Origin of the sequence: Pseudomonas cucumis, from assembly GCF_030687935.1 — a bacterium.
GTDB lineage: Bacteria > Pseudomonadota > Gammaproteobacteria > Pseudomonadales > Pseudomonadaceae > Aquipseudomonas > Aquipseudomonas cucumis.
In genome coordinates, this window is the sequence record NZ_CP117454.1 from 4,451,364 (window position 1) to 4,472,534 (window position 21,171).

The window sequence follows — 21,171 nt, forward strand, 5'->3', positions numbered from 1 at the left end:
CGGGACTTTACCTTACGCGGCTCCATTTCCGTATCGTCTATCCTACCCTTCCTCTCGCAGCCACTCGTCTGACAAGTCCCAACGGATGCGTTACCCTGCTCAAGGAAGGTGTCATTCAATATTTTATTGGCTCGACACTGTCCGACTCGCTTTGATGTCTCGTTGGAATAGACGAATGTACTGGGCCGCTACGGCATCAATTCGGTACCGACTGGAAACATCCTTCACCAAGGCTAGCGCATCATGGTACTGCTTCTTATCGGTTGCGAAAGAAGCAATAACTCGAGCTACCTCCTTGACTGGGACCTCCCAATCCTCAAGACCTATCACTTCACCTGCGACGTAGTCGTTAATCGTCAACATGTTTCTGATATCCCCCACGTCGGAGGCGATATACGGTTTCCCGGCGAAGAGGCAGTCGACAATAGTCAGAGGAAAGCTCTCGGACTTAAACTTGGTCAGCATAATGCCCATATCCGCAGCGGCATAGTGGCCGACTGAGTTATCACTAAAGCCCGCTAGGTAGACGAAATCAGGAGCTCCTGTCCGGCAATACTCATCGTAAATCGGTCCGTTGCCAACCAGCAGAAGCCGAATATCTCGGCCTGAAATTTCACGCGCCAGCTCAACAGCTTGAATCGTCTCCTCCCAACCCTTGTCAGGAATCGCACGACTGACACAGCACAGCACAAACGCGTCTTCCGGGATACCCAACTGTGCACGCGGAATTGGCACCACGTTTGGTGGCTGCAAACCGTTTGGCACTTTGACGAACCGTTCAGATGTTTTGTCGTAGAGTGAAAAATTCGCGAAAGGCACGATGTTCTTTTCAGCAGTGTAAATCCAGGTAGTTACTCCCTTATCCGCGGCTTGAAGTTGCTCTTCGGTCACTGCAAAAGCGGCGCCGTGCTCAATCATGCCGTGCAAGGAGGCCACATGAGCCCCCAACTCCGAAAAAACATCTGGAAGTTGTAACGGATACTTCTGAATGTGCCATTGGTGGGTATTCAGCGCTTCGACGCCAAACTCGTGAATGATCGACTTCACTTCCTCTACATCTGCTGTTTCGACAAGCGGAACATCACTGCGAAGCATGCGGCGAACCCCGTCTTCACGCGTTGTCAGCCCGGCACTAAGCAGAAAAACGGAAAGGCCTTGACGCTTGAACTCGTTAGCCAGACGAATCGGCAGGATCTCCGCGCCCCCAGGATAGAAGCCAATCGTTGAAACCATAATATTCGGCAGACGGTTTGCGCGCGCCTCAAGGATGGTGTCAAAGCCATACCAACTCAGGAACTCTTTTTCGGAGTTTCCGACATTATGATCGTAAAGTCTTTTACTACTCTCCTCACAAAGCTGCAGGACCGATAGAGGTACGTTATAGAGCGCCTGAACAGTCCGACTTGCAATCCCGAGCTCACGGTAAAAGATCTCTTTCTTGTAGGTGGCTTGCGCGGTGCTACCGACATAGCGACGGAAAAAGTTCGTGCCATCAACAGAATAAGCGACCTTGCCACCGCGGATGATATGAAGGTAGAAAACCCAGTCACCCGCAACCCTCATAGACAGCCATGCCTCATCGTCCAGTAACGGCATATCGAGTGGGCGTTTGAAGACCACACCACTGGCATTCGGGATCGTGTTTTTTATCCCCAGCGCAGTGCGGACTTCGTTATGAGCAGTTTCTACGTAGGAATCTCGCCATTTGTCAGCGCACTCCAAGTCACTCACATACCCATGAAACTCATCTTCGAGAACAACTTCGTCACTGGTGACGAACTCACACTTGGCATAAGCCAGCATTACAGCTTCATCATCAAAACAACGCACGAGAGCTTCCAGGAAGTGCTCATCGCAGTAGTCATCACTTTCGGCGACCCACATCAGCTCGCCGGTTGCAGCCTTGATACCTTTGGCCCACTGACGGAAGACGCCGCCGGAGTTAGTCTCGTTGAATAACGTAACCGTTACGTCGGGAAACTTTGCTGCATATTCGTTCAATACAGCGCGACTTTGATCCGACGAGCAGTCATCCATCAAAATGACTTCAATATTCTTGTATGTTTGTCCGTAGATACTATCCAATCTACGACGCAGGAAACGCTCGTGATTGTAGTTCGGCACAATCACTGAAACCTTCGGCATCGGCGTATTGGATTCTATTCCCAGGAGTGCGCAGCTTGTTTCGTTAACACGGCCGTAACCAGCCACTCTATCTGGCTCAAGGAAAAGCCCTTGGCTCCAATCGTTCCAGGCATTCACAAACACAAAGCGACGATCTTCAGAATGCATGGACTTAGTGCTGGCAATCGCGGCATCCAGCCAGCGACGATATTCTCGAGAGCTAAAACGGGTGTAGACCAGCGGCGAATTTACTTTAAGCGCCGTTTCGTCCCGCGCTAGAGTAATGCCGTTATAAACTGGAAAAGGTCGTAGCTGTGCACTTTTCGTCCGCGAAATGCCGTTTGCGGAAATGATCGAATAGGGGACGACAGCGATATTGTTCTTTTTCTGAGGCACAAACACACCTGTCTCGCCCGGGACAGGCGTCATAGGCAGGTCAAGGAGCGCATCGCACAAATCGGTCAGTTTTTTGTACCTTCCCCTCTCATCGACTTGCGTCAACTGAACGATCAGATAAGCATTCACACCAAACTTGGCGAGCTCCACGCGTAGATCACGAAGTACATCAGCATCATCGCCGGCATCTCCCGAGAACCCAACCACAACGACAGGGCGTCGATCTATGAGCACGTAGCGTGTATCTGTAACAGCAGCAGCAAGATACTCCATGCACCCTTTGGCATGCAGTGAAATTTTTATGCAGAAGTGAATATCAATATCTTTATGGTCGAGAAATACATTTAGTGGTTGGGATGCAGTAACAGGAACATTATCACCCTGCAGCTCAAAGCAGAAACCGTAAAAACCATGAGCCTTGGCAAGTTGCGCCTGTTTATCCAGAACACTCGAATCAAGCGGATCATAAAATCCAAGTTGTTCATCTGGCAGCAGAGACGGCGCGTTGCCTTTAGAGGCTAGCCTTGCGTTACGCAACTGATCCCACTGAGGAGACACATAAAGCGCAAGCAGTTTGATGTCGCTATTGATCTCACCAAATCGAATATCATCTTCATAGCGTAGGACCGATCCTGGTACCGCGATCCGATGTTCCGAAGCGCCCGCGACAACGTAGTGCCAGAACGGATTGATCTGCGCCGCCTGGATATCTTTGTAAGTTGTAAGATAGGAAAAGGTATCAAAATCATCAGACGGATTTTTCCCTTCATACCAACCCAACTCGCAGTAGTGACGGATAGGATCCAGACCCATTTCCTGCAATTCGGGGTACATGGCAAAATAATACGCCTCATCGAACATACCCGACTTAGCGATGACCTCAACCTGAGCATCAATGACGGCCTTGGGAACCGCGTTGCGTAGCTGAGGAACAGGAAGGACATCACCAACAGATTTTTTTGATTTCCGGTCGAGGCCAACAGGCTTATTAGATTTCTGAATAGTTGGACGTGAGTGCGAGGCAATCGAACGCCCCTCCAACTGTCCACTCTTGAGATAGTGCACTAACGGATTCACCCGTGCCGCAGCAACATCCTGGTTATCAAACAGATACTTCGAGGTACTGAATAGAGCAGACGGATTACGGCTTTCTCTCCACCCGTGAAGCATGTAGTGTTTGAGCGGATCAATACCTTGATCGCGTACGTCAGCATTATTGGCCAGATAGTAATCTGCATCAAAGAGCGCACTATCGCGTACCAGGTTGACAGTTTCCTTGTTATAGAAGTCGCGTCTAACCTTCAAGACCTCAATAACCTTTCCTAGCGAACGAAAGCTTAACGAGCGCTTTACCTGACGGGCAATGTAGCCAACTCCGCGCAAAGGAGAAGTGACGCGCCAGGAGCGCGACTCCAGAAGCCGCTTAAGTTCCTGCTTCAACGAATGAACATCGGCTTCTTTTTCCAGCACGATGCGCACGATTTCGTTTTTCAGGTTACCAATTTCGCCTTCACGCTCGCCAACGAGATGATTGAGATGGGAAATCTGCCTTTCACGCCCCTCCAGATCGACCACGCGGTGGTTGAGTTGAGCGATCTCAGTCTCACGCTCGACGACCAGATGACTGAGACGGGTGATTTGTGCATCACGCTCGCTCATGGCAACGTTGAGACTCGCGATTTGCGCCTCGAGCCCCGCGACCGTCTGCGTCAGAGCGGAAATTTGAAGCGTGCGCTCACCTAGGCGCTGATGACGCCCTCGAATCAGCTTGATTGCCCGCAGTGCCAACTCCAGTTCCTGCTCGGAGAAGGTCTCTTTTGACTGCGGCAGCTGCGTGTCATACCCAAAAACATCAAAGTCTTCGGCATACAAAATCCGGATCAAACTTGCGCTGCGCTCAGTCACGAACTCTGGCAGATAGGGAATCAGACTCTCGTTCGCTCGACGCTCGGCAAAAGGATCGGGAACATACTCACCCAAGCGTTCCGACAGCGCTTTACTAAGCTGCGCAGACTCTTCGATCTTGACCAGCTTGGAGTAGTTGATCAAATCCGGCCTAAGCAGGACGGCTTGTGGCGTCCAGTGCTGATCCCAATAGGAAGGTGCTTCCTGACTGGCGAGATGCTCCAGGAAACCTTCAAAGGCTAACGCGATGTCATCGGCATTTCTCAACGGTTGATGGAAGAAATCCCGCTGAAGATAAGGCCCAATCTGCTGCGGCTCTTGCAGCAGCAATTTTGATTGCCAGGCCGAAAAAATTCGCTTGTAAGGGTTTCTAACGACAGCAAATCGGAAGTACGAGTCGGAGTTCAGCGCCTCAGAAAGTTCTTCCGAAGAAAGACCGGTAAGGTGTGGTGCCACTTTATGCAGCTCATGAACAACCTGATCCGGATTGCTTTCTGCACTATCAGTGATATTGCTCAACGCTTTCGAGCAACCCTCTAAAGAAGCAAACCACCATTTGAGAGATGTGCATGCAACTTTTGGTGTACTAACGTAGAACAGCTTGTACTGCTCCGAACGATAGCTATTCCACTGGAGATAGTTGAATACTTTCTTTTCGTCGCTCGGCGGCCAATCACTAATATTTAGCATATACGTCAAAAGATCCTATGAATGTGCTGTCATGCAGCACCAAACTTCCAAGCTAATAAATTAACTGCACAAGTCATTCCGCTTGTGCCCGTCCTGAGCGACCTCATCGCCATCAAACCGAACCCCGACAGCCCGCTCCCTAAATCGTGGTTTTTCGACCAATTTCCGACTGAGGCGCGCTCGACATCAAGTCCACATACCCGAATGAATTCAATTTTTCACCCGGAATAACCCGGAACATGATTGCGTCCATGACTCGGTGGGCACAGCTCGGTTCCTGGGTCGACCAAACGCCGCCACCGACAAAATAGACACCTGGCAGCAAATGCATCCGGAACGAAAATTTCACGTTGAAGGTGTTACCCGCACTGACCCGCTCAAAGTAGGTCCCGTCTTCGGGAAACCGCTGACCTGTAATAACGGCGCCAGAGACGTTACGAATGTGTATGCCCCAATAAGTACCGGCGAAATCCTCCATGAAGTGACCCGCCACTTCGATCTGATACGTTTTACCGGCCTGCAGCACGTTTACTACATGCCCATCCGCATCCAGGATGGAGATCTTCTTGATCTCGGCACCTTGGGTTGGATAGATCGCGGTAGTTTCCGGAACCAGTCCCGAATCAAATGCATCGCTGGGGAGTTGCTTCGTTTCGACCGGCAACAACGCGACCTTATCGGTATCGACAGCCCCTCCCGAACGATCTGCTTCGGTGTACAGCTCAACGAGTCGTTTGTACTCTGCTTCCGGTGCATAGATCAGCTTCTGGTAAGCACGCACGGCTTCTGGAGCAGCGCCGTACATAAGCCGGACACCATGATCGAGCAGTAACGTTCTGTCGCATAGTTCGATGATGCTGGGCGCCGAGTGCGACACGAAGAGAATCGAAGTACCGTTGCGCTTCAACTCTTCCATACGCGCAAAGCACTTACGCTGAAACTTTTCATCGCCGACTGCTAACGCTTCATCGACAATAAAAATATCCGGATCAATCATCGCTTGAACGGCAAATGCCAATCGAACGACCATCCCGCTGGAATAGCTTTTTACCGGTTGTTCAATAAAGTCCCCAATGTCGGCAAAGGCGGCAATTTCATCAAAACGCTGATCGATTTCTTCTCTTGCCAAGCCAAGTACTGCGGCGTTCATGTAAACGTTATCGCGCCCGGTGAACTCTGGGTCAAAGCCCGAGCCCAGCTCCAGCAATGCTGCAATGCGACCGTTAGTCTGGACGCTACCAGTGGTCGGATTCAACGTGCCGCAAATCATCTGCAGTAAAGTGGATTTACCACTGCCGTTACATCCTATGATTCCGACTGTTTCGCCCTTCTTCACTTCGAAAGAAACATCCTTCAAAGCCCAGAACTCGCGATAGAACTGACTGGACTGCATGCGCAAAGCGCCCTGCATGCGAGGCACGATAAACTGCTTCAGCCGGTCACGGGGCTGATCATAGATTTCGTAGCACTTGCTAAGGTTCTCGACCTTGATAGCGACTTCAGAGGACATCAGCAAATCCCTTACGTGTTTTCTGGAACCAGGCAAAACCCAACCAAGCGATGCAGGTGGTGGCTACCCAATAGATTCCCAATATTTCAAAGTCCGGGAGTTTTCCCCAGAAAAGAACATCGCGCGCCATCTCAATCGCCGGTGTCAGCGGGTTGAGGTAGAGCAAATGACGATACGCTTCGGGCAGTGCCGTCGCGGGGTAGAAAATAGGGCTCAAGAACATCAGAACAGTGGTCAGAATGCCGATGAATTGCGAAACATCGCGCAGGTACACACCCAACGAGGCCAATGCCCAGCTAACCCCCATGATGAACATGATGAAAGGGATGACGATCAGCGGCAGGTAGAAGGCTGTAGCGTGCGGTACTCCGAAAAATATTCCGTAAGCCACAAACCATACGCCCAAGCTAATGGCTGCATGGAACAGCGCTGACCCCAATACCACGACGGGAAGAATTTCGAGGGGATACACCACCTTCTTGACAAAATTGACCTTGCCAAGAATGAGACCGGGGGCCCGGTTAATACACTCGGAAAACAGGTTGAAAATGATCAGTCCGGCAAACAGGATCAATGCGAATTCGGTTTTCGAATCACTGTCGACACTCCAGCGCGCCCGGAGTACCGCGCTGAACACAAAGGTGTACACCGCAAGCATCAGCAACGGATTGAAAAACGACCAAAGCAGGCCCATGGCCGAACCACGATACCGACCTAGCACTTCCCGAATAGTCGAAGCTTTGATTAATGCTGTATTGCGCCACAGGCTGGCGAACATTTCCAAAGGGTTGGCAGAAAACTGGCGCATCAAGCAAAAACCTCAGCAGAAAATGGTGCATGGCTGCGTGCATCATTGGCCGCAAGCGATGGGGCTATACACAATGGAGTGGCGTGGAAGATTTCAAGGGAAATGCCTCGTTCCTCGGTGCAGGACTTGAGGCTGATCGGCATGACGTCGAACATAGCAAGGGGAGTTCCATTCATTGGTGCAGTGTTTCCTTAAGCGCACAGCGAGTATTGCCAGTAACAGTGGGCCGCCAGCGCTCAGCCAGACTGGCCGGTTCGCCTGCAGCCTGTACTGACAACGGTAGTAAACAGAGAGCCAAATCAAGCATGAACGACTACCCGATGCGAATCCGTCAGAGGCCTGTACGACGGACGATGAAGACTTATTGGCGAAAAAAGCCAAGGAGTGAAACCCAACCAATAAACTGTAAAAATGGACAGCTTGATATTAGCCAGCGATATCGAAAATCGTCAATTTTTACCAGTCTCAGGGCCGCCAAGGTGGAAACGTTACAGTAAACCCGAGGCCTCCAAAGCCGACGACACTGTGGGTATTATCCTGTCAGATGATAACATTCAAACCCATACAGAAACACGAAAAATCCTACTCGCGCCTTCCCTCAAGCACCTTCGATAGACCTTCAGCGCGATCGAAAAAGGATCCTTGCCGAGAGGTAAAAATGAGTGGTTTTGAGCCTCTAAAAAACACCACAGCACTGGCGAAGACATGAACGACTATGTTCTGTCGCTAGACTCTTGTACCTCCTGCTTCACCGCCAGCAACTCTCCCCTGCATCGATTGCCCGGAGATGAATATCGGGTCGCGGTAGAGATGGCAGGTAGCTGCCATCCCTACCGCAACCGACGCTACGGAGATAGCCAGCCTACGCGCCTCAAAAAAAAGACAAAAAAAAGCTGCCTGAAAGGCAGCTCATTTCTAGGTGCAATGCATCAAGCCAATTAGGTTAAACATAACCCTCACAAGACTTCACCGCCCGGTTCTTGGCAACAAAGTAGGCTTCATGCAGTTGTTTATGCCTGCTCAGCCTTACTTTTGGATCCGCAGGGGTTCTGAACAACGATGTGGTTTTGGGCACATAACAGAACTCATTTTCATACCCATAACGCAACCAAAGATTCCAATCCTCAAGATTACTCATGTCGGTCTCGAAACCGCCCCGCTTCAGATATAGGTCTCTCTTGAAAAGAAGGGACTGAATGGGGATGAAGTTATGATCAAGCAGCACATCGTAATCGTATTCATGCTTGAAGGAGTCGTGAGTCTCATGACTGACTTCCGTATACCGCCCATTCGTACCGTCAGTGACGGTGCCGACCTCCATTGCCAGCGAGTAAGCCGCAACGGCCGTGTCATTTTTCAACAACGCAGCGACAAGAACCTCGACGTGATCCGAAAAAAGTAAATCATCGTCGTCGAGAAACATACAGTATTTGCCTTTGGCGACCTCAAGACCGTAGTTGCCTGTCACCGAACGCCCTACTTTCTCCAGACCGTAAAAGCTGACATTTCGCCCTTCTGTGGACTGCATCTCAGAAACAAGGGCTTTCATCGTCGAGCCACCATCCTCGACCACAATTAACTCAATATTACGGTACGTTTGGTTGAACACCGACATGATGGATTGCCTCAGGAACTCATCCCTCTTCTGATAGGTACGAGTCACGATGGTGACCAAAGGCTGCTCAATGAAGGGTTCACCCACGCGCCAGAAAGCGCCGTCCCTGATCATTTCATAATCAAAGCCCCTGAAAGGAAAATAAGCATCCTTATCCGGACCTTTACCACCGAGAAAATAAGACGCTTTCTTTGTGAGTTGAGCAAAATTACGCATCAGATCCCGGCGAGAACCAGGGTATGCTTGTGGCCGCATAAACAGTAACAACTGTAGAACGACACCGCCCCACTTGTCGGTCAGCCTACCATAACGCAATCTAATATAAGCATTGGCCAAAGTACTGCCGGCATACTGAATCGGCTTCACATGATTCTCATGCTCATAGGTGTAATGGTAAACGACTGCTGAAGGACAATATTTCAGATGATAGCCATAGGATCTAAACCGATAAGAAAGCTCGACATCTTCTCCATACATGAATATCTGGCTTTCATAACCGCCGACCTTAACGTAGGCAGACCGCCTGATTAAAATGCACGCATGTGAAGACCAATTGGTTTCCAGCGTCACCGGATCATAGTACTTCGGATGCTCATATGGGGCCTGCCTCAACTCCCAGGATGCGACATTTTCCTGACCTTTTGACAAAGCGCTGGAAATAATCCTCTCAATGGAGTTATCCGCGAAAGTAATATCAATATTACTGACAAGAAAATACTCTGCATTGCCTTGACCGATCGCCCTATCATGGCCCGCACCAAAACCTACGTTATCTCCCCGTAAAACCTCAAAGCCGGCCAACTCCGCACCCAGCGTTACTTTCCAGCGCTCCAGTGCTTCGACTGTACTATCGCTAGAGCCATTATCGATAAAATAGAGATTCAACTTTCCAAGGGGATAGCTTTGAGATTTCAGTGATTCAAAAAAACCATCGACCCACTTGACGCTATTATAGGTAACGATTGAAACATCAACGACAGGTTGAGCAGAGGCTGTCGGCGCTACCAAAACATGAGAAAAACGACGATCCGTAATGACCTGTATCGCCTTGATATTATCTTTTGAATATATAACGGAAAGAAGCTTCGCGCGTAATGATTTCGAGTAAAGACCTATCCGAACACGAATACTCGCCAAAAAAGGAAACTTCTGATAAAGAGGCCGAAGGACCGCCTTCGGACTCGACACAAGTCGACGCAGCCCCGCGAGGCAGCGCTTTACAAATGACATTATGGAATGCCCCATACTGAATACTTCACCCTTTAAAAACGAATTTTTTTCTTCTGAATTCCCAAACTTTGAACCAGTCGCCTGCAAGGCATCAAGTTGCGCCTCGACTTCAAAAAGCTGGCCCTTCACCTGAAAGAGCTCTTCATTCAACAATGCCAGATCGGCATTAATTTCTTTATTCTTTGATTCAAGCCATGAAATATAAGATTGTTGGCGATAACTTTCCAAATCAGGATCGAAGCGGTTTCTTTCAAAACCCGACTCACTGGTGGCATGCCCCAGTCGAGCAAGATGAGCTGACGGCTCGCAGAACTTAGCAGCAGAAAGAAAGTATTGCGTTTCGGCAAAGTCCAGAATGGAAGCTCTGAGCGCTGACGAACACACACTATCTGTTTGATGAGCCTGCCAAACAGACATCAAATCTGCGGGCTCCCGAACATCGATAGTCAACCCCAACCCTGAATAGGGAGCCAGTCCCAGGACGTAAACAGGCTTACCGGCCAGAGCCGCCTCAAAACCAGCAGAGGAGTTGAGGGTAAAGACAACATCCGCGGCGGCGATCAAATCAGAAATATTATCCTCTTTGCCGGCGACGAAGACATGTTCCGGCAGCGGTGGGATAGAGTCCAACGGATGCGGCTTGACGATGATTTTTAAGCCTGATTCCGAGATAACATCCGATACATGCTGAACATACTCAGCCATGCTCGAATAGGGAGACCCCATGATTACATTGGAGTCATCCTGAACCTGCAGCAGAACCAGAGCATTGGGCTCCCTGACGCCACCCTGGTACTTATAACGGTCCTCCAGAGCCTTTAACCGGTCAACACATTCACTATTGTCGTAGGTCTGCACCTTCTCCAGATAGGCAGCAAACTCCGTCCTGAAGGTACTTCGAGCATTCACGCCCTGCGGATCCGAGTAGTAACCCATGGCATTAGGTTCTCGCAACATGCCCAGCTCATTAAAAATCAGAGGGATCGTATGAGATGAACAAATCCTGTCCAGCGAACCGTCGTAATTCCAACAAAAAACGAGATCTGGATCTAGCTCACCCACCATGCGGCGAACAAAATCGTCGTGATAAGGAACCGCCTCCTTCTTGAGTATTGCTGTCCAGTCGCTCAGCCAATCAACGTCAGGTCCATTGGGGTAAACACACGAAAATGTCGCTGGGCTTACCCATTGATGAGCAAATACACCGTACTCGTTTTTCAGTTCGTCAGAGCCAACAAATATGCACTCCCAGCCTTCACTGGCAAATTTGTTCGCCAACGGCAAATACACATCGACAATACTGCTGAACAACGTCGGCCGCCCTCTTAAAACCAGGGGCAGCGTGTAGAACACAACCTTCTTGAATTTTCGCTGAGCCACCCGCACGGCGGGACTGCCCGCGGCGATGCTTTGCGGCTCAATATTAAATTTTACAACCGAGTTCGCTGCGACAACTACTCCCTTACCCACTACCGCTCCCGCCAGGACTGAGGCATTTGCACCAATCCAGACATCATCTTCAATAATCACCTCGGCCAACTTCAGCCCCTGATCCTTGATAGATATTTTACGATCATAACGATGGGTAGAAGAAGTTATCGACACGTTAGGAGCGATCAACACATTCGCGCCGATAGTTACCTTTCCACTTCCGTTGATCCACGCTCCGTAGTTAACCACGGTTCCGGATGAGATACTCAAAAAACCGCCTGCCCCGCACTCAATAACGACATTGTCGCGAATCTGCACGTCGTCGGCGATAACACAAGTTGCCGTATCATCAACATAAAACTTTACCGTTTCGGCAATGAGCGCGTTACCAATCTTCAGCATAGCTTTAAGCAACCTTCACAACGTTTACGGTTGACGGACAATAAGCCACGCCTACAGCCTGACGACCACCAGACACACTCATTTTTCTCAAGGGCCAACGCTGATCCAGCTCAACACGCTCACCATCGAGACTGGCCATACCGATATACAGAAAGTACTCACCGGGCGCGACATTCAGCGAATAGGAAAAGCTAACCTTATACGCCCCTTCCTCGAAGCTTATTTCACCGCCAGCCAAAAGACTATTATCACCCGCCACGTCGACACCTTTAGCGTTTCGTAACGAGTAACCAATCACAACATTGCTAAATTCAGCCCGAGACTGGATATAGCAGTTCATTGTAACTTCATCCATAGGTTCGAAATGATTCGTTGGGACTCCCGCGGCATCAAGAAAATCAACCGCATTTATTTTTGCTTCTCCGGAGCCAAATCTCACTTCTGAAATATCACCCAACTCTTTCTCGTAAGAAACATCAACATGCAATTCCTCAGCAAGCCCCATTGGCGATGAACCCGTATTACGGATATTTTTTTCATAATTCTTGGTGGCCGCCAAAACGTCGGCACTATAATCAATGATGCGACCGGCCTGCATTACAATAACTGCTTGGCAAAACCGAATAACTGACTGAGTATCATGAGAAACAAAAAGTATAGTCGTACCGCGCTCCTGCATATACTTCATTCTAAGCATACACTTAAGCTGGAACCCTGCATCCCCTACACTCAGCGCTTCGTCAACAATAAGCACATCGGGATCAATATTAATTGCGACAGAAAAGGCCAGCCGTGCAAACATGCCACTACTGTACATTCGAACAGGCTGATTGATAAATTCGCCAATATCTGCAAATTCCGTGATTGCCGAAACACGCAGTTGCATTTCCGCGTGACTGTAGCCCATCAAGGTGCCTTGAAAGTAGATGTTCTCCATCCCGGTATAATCGGGATTGAAGCCGGCCCCCAACTCCAATAACGAGGCTACCCGGCCAGATACTTTAACGTCACCGCTTGTCGGCGTGAGAACACCGGTCAAAATCTTGAGTAACGTACTCTTGCCAGCTCCATTCTTTCCTAATATACCAACGGTCTGCCCTTTCTTGACCGTAAAGGAGACATCCGAGAGAGCATGAAAATCATGATGCCGACGTTTCCCGAATAAAGACAATGCCTCAATCAATCTATCAACAGGCTTGTCATACAGTCGATAAAGCTTACAGATATTGCTGACAACAATGGCGTCCTCGAAAACTTCAGTCATCACAAAATATCCGCAAAGTGAGGTCTTAATTTTTTGAACGTTCGCAAACCCACCAGTATGAGAACAGTCAGAACAATCCAGAACACAATCGTTTGCTCCAGACGATCCCAAAACCAGACACCCCGAATGAGTGAATCCCTGAATCCCTCAACAACATAAGAAAACGGATTAAATTGAAGATATTTTACAGCCCTGCTCTGCATGGCGTTGATATCCCAGAAAACGGGAGTTAACCAGAAACCAAACTGTACCGCCATGGAAACCAACTGACTCAGGTCAGGAAAGAAGATAACAACCGAACTGGTGATCCAGGCTATCGCCAACAACAAAGCAAACAAACAGACAATATAATAGATAACTTGAAACCAGTAGATCGTTGGCGTATAACCATAAACCAAAAACAAAAGAATCAGTATACAAACAAAAAAAATGTGAACCATCAACGCCGAACCCAGCTTCACCAACGGCAGCAATGAAACCCTAAACACTATCTTCTTTACCAGAAAACTGTTTTCTTTCACCGACGAGCATCCTGAGTTCAATGCCTCGACGATAAAGAACCATGGCACCAGGCCACAAACCAACCACAAGACAAACGGAAAATCGTTTTGAGCGGCCGCCTTGAATCCAAACTGAAATACGAACCACAAAATAACAGTAGTTGCTACAGGCTGAATAAAAACCCACAAAACACCAAGGTAATTAGTCAGGTATCTTGCACGAAGATCATTGGCTATCAAACTCAACAATACCCTTCGATCCCGTGCAAACTCTCTGAACATGCGCATCAAACCATTCCTTCGAGATAGACACCCAACAAGGTCATTAACCAACAATCGAAAGGCCTACAGACAGTCAGCAGCCTTCTATTGATCCGTGATTCAGAGAAACGACCAGGCTTGACACTCGACCGTTATCCCTCTTCCCTGCACAACTGAGCGGGACACCCTATCACTGTAGCCCGAAAAACCGGAACCTTATCCACAGGGTAAGCCTACATTGGACAAGCTCCCCCCGCTCATGACTCCAACTCATAAGCCCTCCTCACCAGGGAGATCTGTTCCGTTAGGATACGGACTTTCAATGGGCGAAATATGTGAGAATTCTGAAAAGGTCGTAAGAAAAGTCCTAGAAAAATCGACCTGCAAAAAAGCAGACATTACTTTGCCGGCTCCAACATTCCGGCTTGGTATTTGTATGCGATCAGGAGCAGCGGAGTGTATGCAATGATCAGCGCGGCAACACCTGGAATCAAACCGGTTCCGACAGCAACCGCCAGCGGCGCGAGCCATAACAGATTTATTGCCAGGACAGCATAAACAACCGTTTTATGATTTCCGTATTGTCGAGATGCATATTGATAAGCGTGGCTGCGATGGGCTTCATAAATTTTTTCGCCACGCAGTAGGCGTCGCATCAGCGTCCAGGTGGCATCGACAATGAACACCCCCAAGAGTATCAGCCAGCACCAAAGCAACTCGGGTACTTTAGTGGCGGCAATAATGGCCAGCAAGCCCACCGTCAGCCCGAGAAAACCGCTGCCGGCATCTCCCATGAAAATTCGCGCAGGGGGAAAGTTCCAGCAGAGAAAACCCGCAACAGAGCTTGCCAGCACCCAAACCACCCAGCTCAGTTCCTGATGTCCACTCAGCCAATAGACCAGACACCCTGACAAGCAAACAGAAATGGCCTCAACACTGGCCAGTCCATCGATACCATCCATAAAGTTGTAGAGATTGAGCATCCAGACCAGAAAGACTGCGAACAGAATGGTTGCGAACCAGTTTAAGTTGAGCAGCACACCAAAAAAAGAGATCTGCGGCCCACCACCCAACCAGAACAATGCCCAACCCGCGGCAACGAAATGCCCTAACAGACGCCATCGCGCAGCGATGTGACCATGATCATCAGCAAAACCTAAAGCGGCAACCAACGCTCCCGCCCCCAATAGCCCTGCAAACACCGACAGGTCTATTAAGTCGAGGTAATACAACACAGGTAATGCGAGCAGAAATGAAACGACTATCGCCACTCCGCCGCCTCGCGGAGTAGGCAGAGTGTGGGAGCTACGTAGATTTGGAATATCGATCAGGCTATTTGCCAACGCATAACGCCGTAAGACATAAGTCAAAAATAGCGACACGATGAATACTGCACTGAGCAGCCAACAGAAATTCATTTTTTTAGAGTATCCAGATAGTGATCAGCCGTCTGACGTAATGCTCTGGTCATCACGACGGGAGGAGACCAACTCAAGAGGGTTTGAGTTCTGACGATATCGACCTCAAGAGAATCGAATAAGCGTTGGGCTATCACCTTTTTTCCGAGCACCGACAAAACACCCTTCAACATCCAGACGGGGACTGGAATCAACAGCGCCGGCTTTCCGAATGCCCTGCCAATGCATTGCAATAGCTGCGTTGTTGACAGGTCTTCACCATCACTTACCAGGAACGTATTATTCGCCGCTTCAGGGTGATCGACACACTTGATAACCAGATCCACAAGATTATCTACCGCAACAAAACTTCTTCGATTATTTATGGCACCTAATGGCAGCGGAACTCTTTTATTCAGCCAACTCATCATACTTAAAAAGTTAGCCCTTACTCCCGGACCATAAACCAGTGGCGGACGAATAATCACCACTTCCATGCCGGTATCAAGGCTGATTTGACGCAGTGCGTCCTCTGCTTCCAGCTTGGAGATACCATAAGGATCGATCGGTGCCGGAGGATCATCGAATTTGAAGGGGTTGCCCGGAACGGTACTCTCGCCGTTCACCTTGATCGAGCTGATGTAAATGAAGCGCTTCACACCTGATTCAGCAGCCTTGCGAGCGAGACTAACTGTGCCATCCACGTTGATCTTACGAAACTCCATCAAGGCGTCAGTCGCAGACTCATTCATCACATGCACCCGCGCGGCACAGTGAATGACTACCTGAACATCGTCCAGTACTGGCAGCCTTGTGTTATTTCCCAGACTGAATGGCACGACTTGGCAAAGTCCGACAAGCCGTGAAGAGCCGCGAACCGCAGCCACTGGCTTGAGCTTCCTGTCCAATAACAGCCTCAAAACCACGGCTTCGCCGACAAAGCCGGACGCACCAGTCACTAGAACTTTCGGTCCTTTCATTTGGTTTTTTTTCCGATCATTGCGGTAGCCCAGCAAATCAGAAAGAAAAACAGCTTGTCCCGCAACCGCCGCCGACACTTCCAGGCACTGAACGAAAGCAGCATCAATTGTATACGCCCAAGCCGAAACCAGCGCCGAACAAAAGGATCTGTTTCCTTGCCTACAAGCGCCGTGATGAGTTGTACCTGCGAAAACCACCAACCGTCATAAATGGTTTTGTAACGCATGAATAGCGAACCAATCCCAATATTCGCGCCTACCTGGTTACTTTCGTGCTGACGATACTGCATAGCCGGTACCGGATCGGTAAACCACTTGAAACCCTGGCTGCGAGCGAATGCATAGAAGTACCAATCATGTAGACTGACCCCCTGAAGTTCTTGCCAATGGGCAAGCACCGAGGCCTTGAGTTGCATTGCCAGTTTTTTGTTCAGAACATAGGTGCAGCCGGGCCCCGCCGCTTCGAAAAGATAATCCCAGGTTACCTGTGGCTGCGCCTTGTCCAACAAGTGGGTCTTGCCATTCTGCCAGAACGCAGTGACATTGCTCGAATAGCCATCCACCTCTCGCGCGCAAATCACCTCACTCGCCCGCTTGAGCTTGTCAGTATGCCAAACGTCATCCTGATCGGAGAAAGCGATGAGGTCGTACCCGTCAAAGTCGACATCGCGGATAAGCCTGAAGAAGTTGCGCGAGGCGCCACCGAAACTACCGGCTGCCGGCAACAGAACAATGCTTTGATGGCAATTAGCGAACTCAGCACACCAGACTTCAGTTCCATCCGTAGAAGGATCGATACTGATATAAACGGTTACGTCGATAGCTGACTGGTCGAGGATCGAGGCCAACTGCTCCTCGATCCACTGCATGCCATTGTAGGCGGCCAGCAAAACCGCAACCTTGGGATGTTTTACTGGCATGCCATTCCTGCCTGGACCGGTTGAATGCTACTGTTCGAAGGATTGAGCCTTCGAATCAGTGGGAAGGCGAGTCCAGGAGCTTTTGCAGATACTGACCGTAGCCAGTCTTCTTCAAAGCATCAGCCTGAGTACCCAACTGCTCGGCAGTAATCCAGCCATTGTGGTAAGCAATCTCTTCTAGGCACGCCACCTTCAGGCCTTGGCGCTGCTCGATGGTGTGCACGAAGTGACTGGCTTCCAGCAGCGAATCATGGGTACCAGTGTCCAGCCAGGCAAAACCACGACCGAGCATTTCGACGTTGAGGGTCTTCTGCTCGAGGTACGCACGGTTAACGTCAGTGATTTCCAGCTCGCCACGTGGGGATGGCTTGATGCTCTTGGCGATTTCCACGACCTGGTTGTCGTAGAAGTACAGGCCAGTCACGGCATAGCTGGATTTTGGCTTCAGCGGCTTTTCTTCGATGCTCAAGGCACGGCCGGCAGCGTCGAACTCGACGACACCGAAACGCTCTGGATCGGATACGTGGTAACCAAATACAGTCGCGCCGTGCTCTTGAGTGCTGGCGGAACGCAGGTTTTCCGAGAAGTGCTGACCGTAGAAGATGTTGTCGCCGAGGATCAGGCAGCAAGGGTCTTTACCGATGAATTCTTCGCCGATGATGAAGGCTTGTGCCAGGCCGTCCGGGCTAGGCTGCTCGGCGTAGGTCAGCTTGATGCCGTACAGGCTGCCATCGCCCAACAATTTGCGGAAGTTCGGCAGGTCTTCAGGGGTGGAGATAATCAGGATTTCGCGCATGCCGGCGAGCATCAGCACCGACAGCGGATAGAAGATCATTGGCTTGTCGTAGATCGGCAGCATCTGCTTGGACACGCCGAGGGTCAATGGGTGCAGTCGAGTACCCGAGCCGCCAGCGAGGATGATGCCTTTACGATTTGTCGTAGTCATTTATTCAGAACTTCCGTAAGCATTCGGGTGACACCACTTTGCCAATCCGGCAAGTGTAGAGAAAAATTGTCGCGCAGCTTCTGAGTGTTCAGCCGTGAGTTCAGAGGACGACGCGCCGGTGTTGGGTAGGCAGTTGTGTCTATCGGATTGATCACCGTGACGGCGAGTTCTTCGCCGTTGGCTTTGGCAAAACCGATCACATGGCTGGCATAGCCGTGCCAGGACACTTCGCCGGCGGCCGCCAGGTGATACAGGCCCGCCAATTCAGGACGCTGCAAGACTTGCTGAATGGCCAAAGCCGTCACGTCGGCGATCAAATCTGCGCCGGTGGGGGCGCCGATCTGGTCGGCGATGACGCTCAGGGTGTCGCGGTCCTTGGCCAGACGCAGCATGGTCTTGGCAAAGTTGTTGCCGCGCGCGCCATAGACCCAGCTGGTGCGGAAGATCAGGTGCTTGCAGCCCGAGGCGGTAATTGCTTGCTCGCCGGCCAGTTTGCTGGCGCCGTAGTGATTCACCGGAGCGACGGCATCTGTCTCTTGCCATGGCTTCAGGCCTTCACCACTGAACACATAGTCGGTGGAGTAGTGAATCAGCCAGGCACCCTGGGATGCAGCCTCTTCAGCCATAACCTGACTCGCCTGACCGTTTACGCGGTCGGCCAGCTCTGTCTCAGATTCAGCTTTATCGACAGCGGTGTAGGCCGCAGCGTTGACGATGACGTCAGGCTTGACCTGACGGATCGTCGCACGCAGTGCGTCGAGATCAGACAGGTCACCGCTCAAACCATCGACCGGGTGACGATCCAGGGCGATCAAATCTCCAAGCGGAGCAAGGGAACGTTGCAGCTCCCAGCCCACCTGGCCGTTTTTTCCCAGCAGGAGGATTTTCATGCTTTGTCCGAACGATCCGTGTAGTTCTGGTCGATCCATTGCTGGTAGCTGCCGCTCTTCACGTGAGCTACCCACTCAGTGTTGTTGAGGTACCACTCGACGGTCTTGCGGATACCGGTTTCAAAAGTTTCTTCCGGCGTCCAACCCAGCTCACGCTGAATCTTGCTGGCGTCGATCGCATAGCGCTGGTCGTGGCCCGGGCGATCCTGAACGTAGGTGATCAGGCTGGCATGCGGACGATGAGCGGAGTCTGGACGCAGTTCGTCGAGCAGTGCGCAAAGTGTATGCACCACTTCGATGTTTTGCTTCTCGTTATGGCCGCCGATGTTGTAGGTCTCGCCGATTACGCCTTCGGTCACGACTTTGTAGAGCGCGCGGGCGTGGTCTTCGACATAGAGCCAGTCACGGACCTGATTGCCTTTGCCGTAGACCGGCAGCGGCTTGCCTTCCAGTGCATTAAGAATGATCAGCGGGATCAACTTCTCAGGGAAATGGCACGGACCGTAGTTGTTCGAGCAGTTGGTCACCAGAGTCGGCAGGCCGTAGGTACGGCTCCAGGCGCGAACCAGGTGATCGGAACTGGCCTTGCTGGCCGAGTACGGCGAGCTTGGCTGGTACGGCGTGGTTTCGGTGAAGAGGTCTTCCGGACCTTCGAGGTCTCCATAGACTTCGTCGGTGGAAATATGGTGGAAACGGAAGTTGGCTTTACGCGCGTCATCCAGTGCCGCCCAATAATGGCGTGCTGCTTCGAGCAAGGTGTATGTGCCGATGATGTTGGTCTGGATGAATTCAGACGGACCGGAGATCGAGCGGTCAACGTGGGACTCTGCGGCCAAGTGCATGATCGCATCCGGTTGGTGTTCACGCAGGACACGGTCCACTTGGTCACGGTCGCAGATGTCGACGCGTTCGAACACGTAACGCGAGTTCTGGCTGACTTCGGCCAGCGACTCAAGATTACCGGCATAAGTCAGTTTATCGACGTTAACGACAGAGTCGTTAGTGTTGGAGATGATATGACGAATGACTGCCGAGCCGATAAACCCGGCGCCGCCGGTTACTAGAATTTTCACGCGAAACCCTACCCTTTAGTTGCTGACAGGGCCACCAACCGCGCACTGTCTAATCCATGAATGCAAAAGCCATCAAGTCAGCTGAGGCTTCTGACAGAGTCAGTCTGAACCGATTCGGGAATGCCTTATCGATCAAGCGCAGCATTTTACAGCTTAATGAAGGTTTTACTAATGGATATGGACAAGCTGTGACACAAATTCGACAGGCACAACGGGCTTTGTCGCAATCAGACAAGGCGCTTGCGTGAACCTCTGGACGTACGCCCCAGAAACCACCCGAGAATCGGCCCGATCACCATGCCGATCAGCAGCACGATCACCATGATCAGCGACACTGGCAACTGTGGGCCCGCCCAGCCCAAGAATAGCAGCGACACACTTTGCTGGTTCTCCAGAACGAACGCCAGGATCGCCAGAACGAGCAATAGGACAAATACAGCGAGAAGTACGCGTTTGAGGTTACGCATCAGCGGTTCCTTGAGATGCAGCAGCTGTCAAAGGCCCTCCTCCTCTTCCTCGTTCACGCGATCACGCAGTTCTTTGCCTGGCTTGAAATGCGGAACGAACTTGCCGTCGAGGCTGACGGACTGACCGGTTTTCGGATTGCGGCCTACGCGCGGCGCGCGATAGTGCAGGGAGAAGCTGCCAAACCCACGGATTTCGATTCGATCACCGGTGGCCAGACATTGGGACATTTGCTCAAGCATGGTCTTGATGGCCAGCTCCACATCCTTGGATGAGAGCAGCCCTTGATGGGTGACAATTCGTTCGATCAACTCCGACTTCGTCATATTTTTCCCTTCTTTTTCAAGCAGCTAGGAAAAGCGCT

Annotated in this window: 15 protein-coding genes; all 15 read right to left on the bottom strand. The window is 50.7% G+C overall.

The annotated features are described in order from the left end of the window. Positions 1-123: 123 nt before the first annotated feature. On the bottom strand, positions 124-5,115 hold the full coding sequence (locus PSH97_RS20130) for a glycoside hydrolase family 99-like domain-containing protein (RefSeq protein WP_305446420.1): 4,992 nt from the start codon (positions 5,113-5,115) through the stop codon (positions 124-126). Between the two features lie 139 nt (positions 5,116-5,254). Beyond that, the gene (locus PSH97_RS20135) at positions 5,255-6,625 is read right to left on the bottom strand and encodes an ABC transporter ATP-binding protein (protein ID WP_305446421.1); all 1,371 of its coding nucleotides are present in this window, start codon (positions 6,623-6,625) and stop codon (positions 5,255-5,257) included. Further along, positions 6,615-7,433, bottom strand: coding sequence for an ABC transporter permease (locus PSH97_RS20140; protein ID WP_218397591.1), 819 nt, complete (start codon positions 7,431-7,433; stop codon positions 6,615-6,617). The genes PSH97_RS20135 and PSH97_RS20140 overlap by 11 nt, the downstream gene beginning before the upstream one ends. Continuing rightward, on the bottom strand, positions 7,433-7,609 hold the full coding sequence (locus PSH97_RS20145) for a hypothetical protein (protein WP_305446422.1): 177 nt from the start codon (positions 7,607-7,609) through the stop codon (positions 7,433-7,435). Before PSH97_RS20145 ends, PSH97_RS20140 begins: the two co-directional genes overlap by 1 nt. A 767-nt stretch (positions 7,610-8,376) precedes the next feature. Next, on the bottom strand, positions 8,377-12,111 hold the full coding sequence (locus PSH97_RS20150) for a glycosyltransferase (protein WP_305446423.1): 3,735 nt from the start codon (positions 12,109-12,111) through the stop codon (positions 8,377-8,379). A 4-nt stretch (positions 12,112-12,115) separates the two neighbouring features. Then, positions 12,116-13,375, bottom strand: a complete 1,260-nt coding sequence (locus tag PSH97_RS20155; protein WP_305446424.1) for an ABC transporter ATP-binding protein — start codon at positions 13,373-13,375, stop codon at positions 12,116-12,118. Further along, complete coding sequence (locus PSH97_RS20160; protein WP_305446425.1) at positions 13,375-14,163, bottom strand: ABC transporter permease; 789 nt, start codon at positions 14,161-14,163, stop codon at positions 13,375-13,377. The genes PSH97_RS20155 and PSH97_RS20160 overlap by 1 nt, the downstream gene beginning before the upstream one ends. Positions 14,164-14,534: 371 nt before the next feature. Further along, positions 14,535-15,554, bottom strand: coding sequence for an MraY family glycosyltransferase (locus PSH97_RS20165; protein WP_123357739.1), 1,020 nt, complete (start codon positions 15,552-15,554; stop codon positions 14,535-14,537). Continuing rightward, positions 15,551-16,513 carry a UDP-glucose 4-epimerase family protein gene (locus tag PSH97_RS20170; RefSeq protein WP_305449838.1) on the bottom strand — a complete coding sequence of 321 codons (963 nt, stop codon included), beginning with the start codon at positions 16,511-16,513 and terminating at the stop codon, positions 15,551-15,553. Before PSH97_RS20170 ends, PSH97_RS20165 begins: the two co-directional genes overlap by 4 nt. Beyond that, complete coding sequence (locus tag PSH97_RS20175; RefSeq protein WP_305446426.1) at positions 16,510-17,433, bottom strand: glycosyltransferase; 924 nt, start codon at positions 17,431-17,433, stop codon at positions 16,510-16,512. Before PSH97_RS20175 ends, PSH97_RS20170 begins: the two co-directional genes overlap by 4 nt. A 55-nt stretch (positions 17,434-17,488) precedes the next feature. Next, a complete protein-coding gene (gene rfbA, locus PSH97_RS20180; RefSeq protein ID WP_305446427.1) occupies positions 17,489-18,379 on the bottom strand; it encodes a glucose-1-phosphate thymidylyltransferase RfbA in 891 nt (296 codons plus the stop codon). Continuing rightward, the gene (gene rfbD, locus PSH97_RS20185) at positions 18,376-19,269 is read right to left on the bottom strand and encodes a dTDP-4-dehydrorhamnose reductase (RefSeq protein WP_305446428.1); all 894 of its coding nucleotides are present in this window, start codon (positions 19,267-19,269) and stop codon (positions 18,376-18,378) included. Before rfbD ends, rfbA begins: the two co-directional genes overlap by 4 nt. Continuing rightward, a complete protein-coding gene (rfbB, locus tag PSH97_RS20190; RefSeq protein ID WP_052964114.1) occupies positions 19,266-20,342 on the bottom strand; it encodes a dTDP-glucose 4,6-dehydratase in 1,077 nt (358 codons plus the stop codon). Before rfbB ends, rfbD begins: the two co-directional genes overlap by 4 nt. Before the next feature lie 227 nt (positions 20,343-20,569). Next, positions 20,570-20,809, bottom strand: coding sequence for a LapA family protein (locus PSH97_RS20195; RefSeq protein WP_305446429.1), 240 nt, complete (start codon positions 20,807-20,809; stop codon positions 20,570-20,572). Positions 20,810-20,836: 27 nt separating this feature from the next. Then, a complete protein-coding gene (gene ihfB / locus PSH97_RS20200) occupies positions 20,837-21,133 on the bottom strand; it encodes an integration host factor subunit beta (RefSeq protein ID WP_007899751.1) in 297 nt (98 codons plus the stop codon). Positions 21,134-21,171: the final 38 nt, after the last annotated feature.